Genomic DNA, 2,219 nt, shown 5'->3' with positions numbered 1-2,219 from the left:
GCAATAACCTCATCAATACCTAGTTTTTTTGCAATCGCTTGAGCTGTATGACGGTTATCACCTGTAATCATGGCAACCTTTAAACCTAACTGATGTAACGCTTCAATTGCAGCAAATGTTGATTCTTTAATTGGATCTGCTACAGCAATAATGGCAGCAAGTTTCTGGTCAATCGCAACATAGAGAGGGGTTTTTCCTTCTTCTCCCAAACGATCCGAAAATTGAGAAAAAACATTAGGATTCAAACCTAGTTTTTGTACGAGAGCAATAAAGTTTCATACTAAGTATTAAAGTATCGTACTGATTAATATAGTTTCATCCTATATTGATCAGACACAGCTATAATTCCCTAAGCCCATTTTAACTATGCTTTATTCTTCTGTAGAACATTGCAAAACAGCAATACTGTCCTAAAATAAAAAGCGTCTCTATAAAAATAAGGATTAATTAAATGCGTAAATATCCTAAATATGAACTTTCTAAGGCACAGATTGAAAAAATTGATTTACAGCGTTTCAGAGATTCATTCGCATCGTTTATTCATTCGCATGAAGTAGGACGTGAATATACTAAAAAAGATTTTTCTGAACATTTATTGAGTGATGGATTTAAGCAAGAAGAATTAACAATTAAAAGAAATCTTGTTAATCAAGCATTTAGTAGCCTATTTCATCCATGCTATTTAGAAGGAGGTGCGCTTCTTTTATTCTTAAAGGATGGAAGTATTATTAGGACGCGATATACACCTGAATATTCAGACTAAATGTATGAGAATGTAAGTTCCAGAAGTTGGGTTAGCTCAACATAAAAAGAATATTAATAAAATATTCAATTTAGTATGAAACTTTATTGCTTGTAAATTTTTCATAGATTTAAATTTGATAGCTCTAGTATGAATCTTTATTGTCTTATCGGCTTCTATGTGGATATATAAAATCAAAGACTTGAAAGTAAATCAGTATGATACTTTACTACTCTCGCACAGTTGCCGAAAATTCTTGTACTGGTTGACCTAAAAAATTAGTCGTATGATTAAATGACTTTTCCGATGCTTCAAGTGCGTAGTAATTCAATGCAGGGAACAGGCACACAACCAATAAAACTGCTACAGCAGGGAAAAGTATAGCTTTAGGTATATCCCATTTGATAGCGAAGTACACCGCCACTACCAAAGCAATTAAACCAACACTAGACCTCATGCCAGTTGCAAAGTCTAAGCCCACTGCACTTGAACCTTTCCATACTAGAAAGCAAAAAACAGCTATTAGAAAAGCGACAAAGCCTGTAAAAATTTTAAATTGTTCCTGTTCTTGGTAATCCATGTATGAATCCTTAATTATTAACTGCGGTGTCAGTGTAATTGTTATAGCCTAACAATGGCTTATTTTCAGGTGGTGGTATGTCCACAACGTCCCGATCTACATTGACCAGAATTGAAGTGAACTCACTTGATGCAATCAATTCCTTTGCTTCAGCAATATAAGAATCTTCAGTCTGATCATTGATCAAGTAAAATGCCGTTGGTGGGTTGGTATCTGTAAGCAATACGTTTGCAATTGGACTTTTCGGACTTAGGTTATATCGCAGGCATTTAATAAATGATCTATTTTGCATTGTGAGCGTGTCTAATAGTTCTTTTTCACCTAAACTCTCAAATGGTAGCCAAGTTTGATTTAAAGGCACTAGAGCTATTTCTTCAATCTTTGCAATGCCACTGTCTGCAAATCCAAAAGTTCCAATCGCCAATAGGCTTACATCATCTTGATAATGGGCTTGCTCCAGCTCTGCTTCAAAGCGTTTATTAACTTGGCTATACATTTTTGCATCCATAAATAAATGCAATGTAGGGGCATGTTTTAGAATGATTCTACCCCCATCAAAACGTGCATCATCAATAGACTTAATCACACCAATAAATATTTTTAATGGGCGTTTATTCCCTTTAACTTTCAGGTCTGCTAACTCTGATTTTCTGCGAGCTTCAATCTCATTATGTTTAGTTTGGTCGTAATATTCAGGGATATAAACCAATCCGCTTAAATCATCTTTTTTATTCTTTTTATCGTTCAAGGCTATTTTTAAGGCACTGTTGCAAATAGAGATTTGAGTCGATGATGTTCCCTTTAAAAAGTACTTAGAGACCGAAAACCCTGTTGATTAGACACACTTCACCCTGAGGCTGACCATAATAAAATGACGATGCTTGTCCTTTACGTAGT

General features: G+C 34.8%; 3 protein-coding genes and 2 pseudogenes. 1 reads left to right on the top strand and 4 read right to left on the bottom strand.

Going from position 1 to position 2,219, the window contains the following annotated elements:
* Positions 1-260, bottom strand: a pseudogene (locus ACNPNW_RS19230) (HAD family hydrolase); the annotation flags it as partial.
* Between the two features lie 191 nt (positions 261-451).
* On the opposite strand from ACNPNW_RS19230, the gene ACNPNW_RS19225 reads away from it, so the two are divergent.
* The gene (locus ACNPNW_RS19225) at positions 452-763 is read left to right on the top strand and encodes a hypothetical protein (protein ID WP_044113053.1); all 312 of its coding nucleotides are present in this window, start codon (positions 452-454) and stop codon (positions 761-763) included.
* A 208-nt stretch (positions 764-971) separates the two neighbouring features.
* Here ACNPNW_RS19225 and ACNPNW_RS19220 read toward each other — a convergent pair whose 3' ends face one another.
* The 3 genes and pseudogenes from ACNPNW_RS19220 to ACNPNW_RS19210 form a co-directional block, all read right to left on the bottom strand.
* Complete coding sequence (locus ACNPNW_RS19220; RefSeq protein WP_228740241.1) at positions 972-1,322, bottom strand: hypothetical protein; 351 nt, start codon at positions 1,320-1,322, stop codon at positions 972-974.
* Positions 1,323-1,332: 10 nt separating this feature from the next.
* On the bottom strand, positions 1,333-2,076 hold the full coding sequence (locus ACNPNW_RS19215; RefSeq protein ID WP_332108386.1) for a DUF1173 family protein: 744 nt from the start codon (positions 2,074-2,076) through the stop codon (positions 1,333-1,335).
* 58 nt (positions 2,077-2,134) lie between these two features.
* Positions 2,135-2,219: pseudogene (locus tag ACNPNW_RS19210) on the bottom strand (IS6 family transposase); the annotation flags it as partial.

This window comes from Acinetobacter endophylla (assembly GCF_053543775.1).
This window is presented reverse-complemented; position numbering and strand designations above follow the sequence as displayed.